This is a genomic window from Mesorhizobium sp. M7A.F.Ca.CA.001.10.2.1, from assembly GCF_003998575.1.
Lineage (GTDB): Bacteria > Pseudomonadota > Alphaproteobacteria > Rhizobiales > Rhizobiaceae > Mesorhizobium.
Window position 1 is genome coordinate 1 of sequence record NZ_RZQY01000602.1, and the last position, 3,814, is coordinate 3,814.

The 3,814-nt window shown below is 64.4% G+C and carries 3 protein-coding genes; 2 read left to right on the plus strand and 1 reads right to left on the minus strand.

What is annotated here, in order from left to right; genetic code table 11:
* Nucleotides 1-87: 87 nt before the first annotated feature.
* Nucleotides 88-1,017 (minus strand): class I SAM-dependent methyltransferase, encoded by a 930-nt coding sequence (locus EN964_RS28165; protein ID WP_127271576.1) that lies wholly within the window; start codon nucleotides 1,015-1,017, stop codon nucleotides 88-90.
* Nucleotides 1,018-1,124: 107 nt separating this feature from the next.
* On the opposite strand from EN964_RS28165, the gene EN964_RS28170 reads away from it, so the two are divergent.
* On the plus strand, nucleotides 1,125-2,135 hold the full coding sequence (locus tag EN964_RS28170) for a ligase-associated DNA damage response exonuclease (RefSeq protein ID WP_127270756.1): 1,011 nt from the start codon (nucleotides 1,125-1,127) through the stop codon (nucleotides 2,133-2,135).
* A 4-nt stretch (nucleotides 2,136-2,139) separates the two neighbouring features.
* Nucleotides 2,140-3,741, plus strand: coding sequence for a cisplatin damage response ATP-dependent DNA ligase (locus tag EN964_RS28175; RefSeq protein ID WP_127271579.1), 1,602 nt, complete (start codon nucleotides 2,140-2,142; stop codon nucleotides 3,739-3,741).
* Nucleotides 3,742-3,814 lie beyond the last annotated feature (73 nt).

The following is a 3,814-nucleotide window of genomic DNA, read 5'->3' on the forward strand; positions in this document are numbered from 1 at the left end:
GGGCGAAAATGTGCTGAGGGCAGGGTGTCAAGAAAAAATTCCTATCGCTGCCGGTAAAAGCTGCCGACACCGCCGAACTGGCTGTCGTCAGGTCCTTTGTCGGGCTGAGTTCGGAGCCCCGGCCACAACGACCAACCCGTTGACGTGTTCCCCACGATCCTGCCGGATGACGGTTGGCTCCAGTGAGAGGACCGAAAGCCCGTTGGCGGCCAGGACGTCGCGCACATAGTGTTGCGCATGCGCGTAGCGGCGCGACGGCAGCAGCACGAAATCGCCATCGCCAGCCAGCGTTTCGACGGAAAACGCGAACAGGCCGTCCGTCGCCAGCAAGCGGGCAATCGTCTTCACCACGCCGTCCAGCGCGCCGACATAGATGAAAACATCGGCCACCGTCACCAGATCGGCTTTCGGACCGGCATAGGGAAAATCCCGCAGATCGGCCTTGTCGAGGAAATCGTAGACGCCCTTGGCCCGCGCCTTTCTTAGCATTTTGGCCGAAATGTCATAACCCTCCAGCCGGTCGGCGATCGGCCGCAGCCTCTGCCCCATCAGGCCGGTGCCGCAGCCGAGATCCAGAGCGAGCGGGAAGCGTCCCGGCCTTGCCGCTCGAATGGCCTGGTCGAGCATCCCAGGCAGGCGGTAACCCAGCCTGCCGACCAGGGACTCATCGAAGCTCTCGGCATAGTGGTCGAACAAGGTCTCGACGAAGGCGCTGGGGAGCGCGTCGGGCGCCGGCGCCTTGCCGATCAATTGCAGGTTCAGTGCAGCGCCTTGACGATCCGATGGATCGAGTTGCAGCGACATCGTCCAGGCCTGCGCGGCCAGCTCCGCCGCGCCCGCCGCCTGCTGCATCTCGCCGAGGCGAAACCAGCCCATCGCCCATTGCGGTGTCATTTCCAGGGCGCCGAGCAGCAACTCCGCCGCCGCCGCATGGTCCCCGTCCGCGTGCAGCATCTCGGCATAATCGGCACGGCGATCGGCGTTCAAGTCGCCGGACGAGGCCTGAAGCGGTTTCATGGCGATGGGTCCTGCCGGCGGATCGAGCCGGCGGTGCTCTATGCGGGAGTCAGCAGTGACTTACAACAGGCTTCCCGCCGCGGAATTATATCCTATCTTGGGGGATCATGCGCGCCAGCGACCTGCTTCATCCCCGGCCCGAGGGCCTCTATTGCCCGCCGGGCGATTTCTTCATCGACCCGGTCCGGCCGGTCGACCGGGCATTGATCACGCATGGCCATTCCGACCATGCGCGTTCCGGCCACCGCTCGGTGCTGGCGACGCGGCAAACGCTCGACATTATGGGCCTGCGCTACGGTGAGAATTTCGCTGGCACGACGCAAGCGGCACAACTCGGCGAGACGATTGCACTCAATGGCATCAGCGTCAGCTTCCATCCAGCCGGCCATGTGCTGGGCTCGGCGCAGATATCCGTCGAGCATCAGGGCACGCGCATCGTCGCTTCCGGCGACTATAAGCGGCAGAGGGACGCAACCTGCGCGCCATTCGAGCCGATCCCGTGCGATGTGTTCATCACCGAAGCGACCTTCGGCCTGCCGGTGTTTCGCCATCCGCCCGACACAGAAGAAATCGCCCGCCTGCTGAAATCGGCAGCGCAGTTCCCTGAGCGCTCGCATCTGGTCGGCGCCTATGCGCTGGGCAAGGCGCAAAGGGTGATGCGGCTGTTGCGCGACGCCGGCTACGACAGGCCGCTCTACATCCATGGCGCGCTGGCCAAACTCAGTGAATATTACCAGAGCCAAGGCATCGATCTCGGCACCCTCGAACCGGCGACCGTCGAAAGCGGCGGCAAGGATGATTTTACCGGCGCCATCGTCGTCGGCCCGCCATCGGCCTTCGCCGACCGCTGGGCGCGGCGTTTTCCCGATCCGATCTCGTGCTTCGCGTCGGGCTGGATGCGCATTCGCCAGCGCGCCAAGCAAGGCGGCGTCGAGCTGCCGCTGATCATCTCCGATCATGCCGACTGGGATGAGTTGACCGCCACGATCAAGGAGACCGGAGCCGAGGAGATCTGGGTGACGCATGGCCGCGAGGAAGCGCTGGTGCGCTGGTGCGAGCTCGAAGGCATCGCCGCCCGGCCGCTGCATCTGGTCGGCTACGAGGACGAGGGCGATTGAAGCCATGAACCGCTTCGCCGAGCTTCTCGACCGCCTGGTGCTGACGCCGTCGCGCAACGGCAAGCTGACCTTGCTGACCGACTATTTCCGCAGCGTCGAGGATCCCGATCGCGGGCTGGCGCTGGCTGCCATCACCGGCGATCTCCACATCGCCGCGGTCAAGCCGGCGATGCTGCGCATGCTGGTCACCGAACGCATGGATCCGGTGCTGTTCGGCTATTCCTACGACTATGTCGGCGATCTCGCCGAAACGGTGTCGCTGGTCTGGCCGCAAACGCCCGGAAACATCGCGAACCGCGAGCCGACGCTGGGCGAAGTCGTGGCCAAACTGCAGGCGGCAAGCCGCTCCGACGGGCCCAAGGTGCTGGCCGGGCTGCTCGACAGCGCGGGCATCTCGGCGCGCTTTGCCATCATCAAGCTGGTCACCGGCGGCTTGCGCATCGGCATGTCGGCGCGGCTGGCCAAACAGGCGCTGGCCGATTTCGGCAAGGTCGACGTGGCCGAGATCGAGGAGCTCTGGCACGGGCTGTCACCGCCTTACACAGCGCTGTTCGCGTGGCTGGAAGGCAAGGCCGAAAGACCACGAAGCACGGCGTTGGCATTGTTTCGCCCGGTGATGCTGTCGAACCCGGTCGGTGACGGCGATCTCGAAAAGCTCGATCCCGCGGATTATGCCGCCGAATGGAAATGGGACGGCATCCGTGTCCAGGCGACGGCCGAGGGCGGTATCCGCCGGCTCTATTCGCGCACCGGCGACGATGTCTCCGGTGCCTTTCCGGACCTCGCCGAGGCCATGCATTTTTCCGCAACGCTGGACGGCGAATTGCTGGTCGGCGATCCCCGGGAGGCGACGGGAACCTTCTCGGATCTGCAGCAACGGCTGAATCGCAAGACGGTGACACCGAAGATGCAGCAGCAATACCCGGCCTTCATGCGCTGCTACGATCTGCTCCAGCTCGGCGACGAGGATTTGCGCGCGCTGTCGTTTCGCGAGCGGCGCGGTCGGCTGGAAGCGTTTGTCGGAACGCTCGACCCGAGCCGTTTCGATCTTTCGCCATTCGTCGACTTCACGGATTGGCAAACGCTTGAGGAACTACGCCGGGTGCCGCCGCATCCGATCATCGAAGGCGTCATGCTGAAGCGCTGGGACTCAGCCTATGTCGCCGGCCGGCCGAAAGGTCCATGGTTCAAATGGAAACGCGATCCGCACACGGTGGACGCGGTGCTGATGTATGCCCAGCGCGGCCACGGCAAACGCTCGAGCTTCTATTCCGACTATACGTTCGGCGTCTGGACAGGTGCCGAAGGGGAAGAGGAACTGGTGCCGGTCGGCAAGGCCTATTTCGGCTTCACCGACGAGGAGTTGAAGCAGATCGACAAATATGTCCGCGACAACACGATCGAGCGTTTCGGGCCGGTGCGCTCGGTGCGGGCTGACCGCGACAACGGCCTTGTGCTGGAAGTCGCCTTCGAAGGGCTGAACCGCTCGACCCGGCACAAATCCGGCGTCGCCATGCGCTTTCCCCGCATTTCGCGGCTGCGCTGGGACAAGCCGGCCAACGAGGCCGACCGCATCGAGACGCTACAGGCGCTGCTCGACCGCTAGACCGTTCAGCGCTCTTACGGCTCGATCGAAACGCGGATTTCGTAGATGTCCGCGGCCTTACCCTGCTTGTCGA